This window comes from Gemmatimonas sp., from assembly GCF_036405635.1.
Lineage (GTDB): Bacteria > Gemmatimonadota > Gemmatimonadetes > Gemmatimonadales > Gemmatimonadaceae > Gemmatimonas.
This window is the reverse complement of record NZ_DASWXE010000139.1, coordinates 1-1930: the sequence shown is the minus strand read 5'-3', so window position 1 is coordinate 1930 and position 1930 is coordinate 1. Positions and strand designations below refer to the sequence as shown.

3 protein-coding genes are annotated in these 1930 nt (G+C 65.0%); 2 read left to right on the top strand and 1 reads right to left on the bottom strand.

The window, feature by feature from the left end:
• Together VGE27_RS11475 and VGE27_RS11470 are read left to right on the top strand one after the other, a co-directional pair.
• A partial coding sequence (locus VGE27_RS11475) for a cysteine hydrolase family protein (RefSeq protein ID WP_331049793.1) occupies positions 1 to 304 on the top strand: 304 nt, incomplete at its 5' end.
• 211 nt (positions 305 to 515) lie between these two features.
• Positions 516 to 938: a hypothetical protein gene (locus VGE27_RS11470; RefSeq protein ID WP_331049792.1), complete on the top strand. Its 423-nt coding sequence runs from the start codon at positions 516 to 518 to the stop codon at positions 936 to 938.
• A 62-nt stretch (positions 939 to 1000) separates the two neighbouring features.
• Here the strand turns inward: VGE27_RS11470 and VGE27_RS11465 are convergent.
• The coding region (locus VGE27_RS11465) for a hypothetical protein (protein ID WP_331049791.1) at positions 1001 to 1930 on the bottom strand (930 nt) is incomplete at its 5' end.

The window sequence follows — 1930 nt, the reverse complement described above, 5'->3', positions numbered from 1 at the left end:
CGACATCATGGTCAAGGAGCACTGGGGCAGCAGCGGGTTCGCGAACACCGACCTGGACTACCTGCTCAAGCAGCACCGCATCACCCACGTGATCCTGGTGGGACTCATCGCGAACACCTGCATCGAAACGACGGGGCGTTTCGCGTCCGAACTCGGGTACCACGTCACGCTTGTCCGTGATGCCACCGCTGCAGCCAGCACGGCCGCGATGCATGCAGCACACGAGATCAACGCACCGACGTACGCACACGCGATCCTCACGACGGACGGCCTGATCGAAGCCTTGAGCTCGCGTGCCCGCTGATGGCTCGATGCCTAACCGCCATCCGCCCCCGCATGCTGGGCAATACGTCGCACTCCTCGTCACACTAAGCGTACGCCGCGGTACGAGCATGACTTTCGTCTGGCAGCCGTGCACGAAACTGCGACGACGTTGGCAGCCGGCGCCCCCGGGGGGCTCGCTAGCATGGTGGCCCCGGGGTTGCCCTCGATCACCGCCCGCGCAAGGAGCGCTGATGACCACCCATGCCGCCGCCGCGTTCGCCGGTACCTGGCACCTGCTTCCCGAGCAGTGCGACTACCAGCTCGGGCGCCCGCCGCGCAGCGCGCGCTATCGACTGTCGTGCGCGAAGGATGGGAAGCTGTCCATCGCATCGGAGTGGCTCAGCGCCAACGGCAAGCGCTATCGCGTCGCCTTCGACGGGCGGGCGGATGGCGTGCAGTATCCGTACCACAGCACGCCGCATGCGGACGCGCTCAGCTTCGAATCGGTGTCTCCCACGCAGCTTTATTCGACGACCTGGCATGACGGCCAGGAAGTGCAATGGTCGGAGCGTGAACTCGTCGATGACGACACCCTGGTCATCCGGATGCACGGGCACCTGAGCGATGGCCGCCGCTACACCAACGTGGGCGTTTATCGCCGCCAGGCCAACTGATCCACGCGACCCAAGAAGAAAGGCGCCCTTCCGGGCGCCTTTCTCGTTCGGGCATCTGCGTTTCAGCGCGTCTGCGTGCAGTTCTGCAGCCAGAGCACGCGCTTGAAGTCGTCGTAACGCAGGAACTGGCCCTTGAACGTCACCTTGTCGCCCTTGCGGAAGGTCAGCACGTTGGCCAGCTGGTTGGGCTTGAACAGGCAGGCCACACCCACGCGCGGCTCGTTGTCGCCAGGCACCTGCAACAGCCCGGAACCGGGCTGCGGGATCTCGAACGAAACGTTGTAATCCTCGCCATCCTCCTGCACGTAATCCACACGGCCACGCAATGCGTAGTGGCGACCCTTGTGGCGCGCCGTCACGGCGACCGCGTTGCCCTTGGCCTCCCGCGCGATCTCGCGTGAGAACACATAGACATCCTTCACCGTCACGTCCGCGTTGTTCTGGGTTTTCGCACCCTGCGCGGCGGCGGCGCGCCCTTCCTTTCCACCCTTGACCTTGGCGAGCAGCTCGCACATGTACGGACGCATCGCATCCGCCTTCGCGATCTGGCCCTTCTCGGTCTTCACCGTCATCTGCACCGTCGCCGCGCCGCCCTCACCGCTGATGGCGATCAAGGTCGGGATTGCGCGCGTCGTGCCGGTGGAGCGCTGTTCCACCAGCATCGTGCCGGTTTCAGCATCCTCGGTGATCACGTCCATCTTCTCGCCGATCATGATCCCGCGGACCTGGCCCATCGCATCCTTGACGGACAGATCGGGAACGGTGACGCGGCTGGAGAAATCGGTGCCGGAGAAGATGCTGCCGGACTTGCTGAAGTTGTCCTCGCATTCACCCGCCAGGGCGGCGGGCGCCACGCTCGACAATGCGAGCGCGATGGCGGCAAGTAGCTTGTAGGTCATGTGGTCCTCACATAGTGGAAGTGTCGGGCGATCCGGTACGACGGGTGCCGCTTCCTGCCGGCACCTGCGCCTGCTCCGGCGCCCGTGCATTCT

Bases quoted from the DNA above. Each gene is read 5' to 3' on its own strand.
- VGE27_RS11470 (WP_331049792.1), top strand. From the start codon at position 516: ATGACCACCCATGCCGCCGCCGCGTTCGCCGGTACCTGGCACCTGCTT.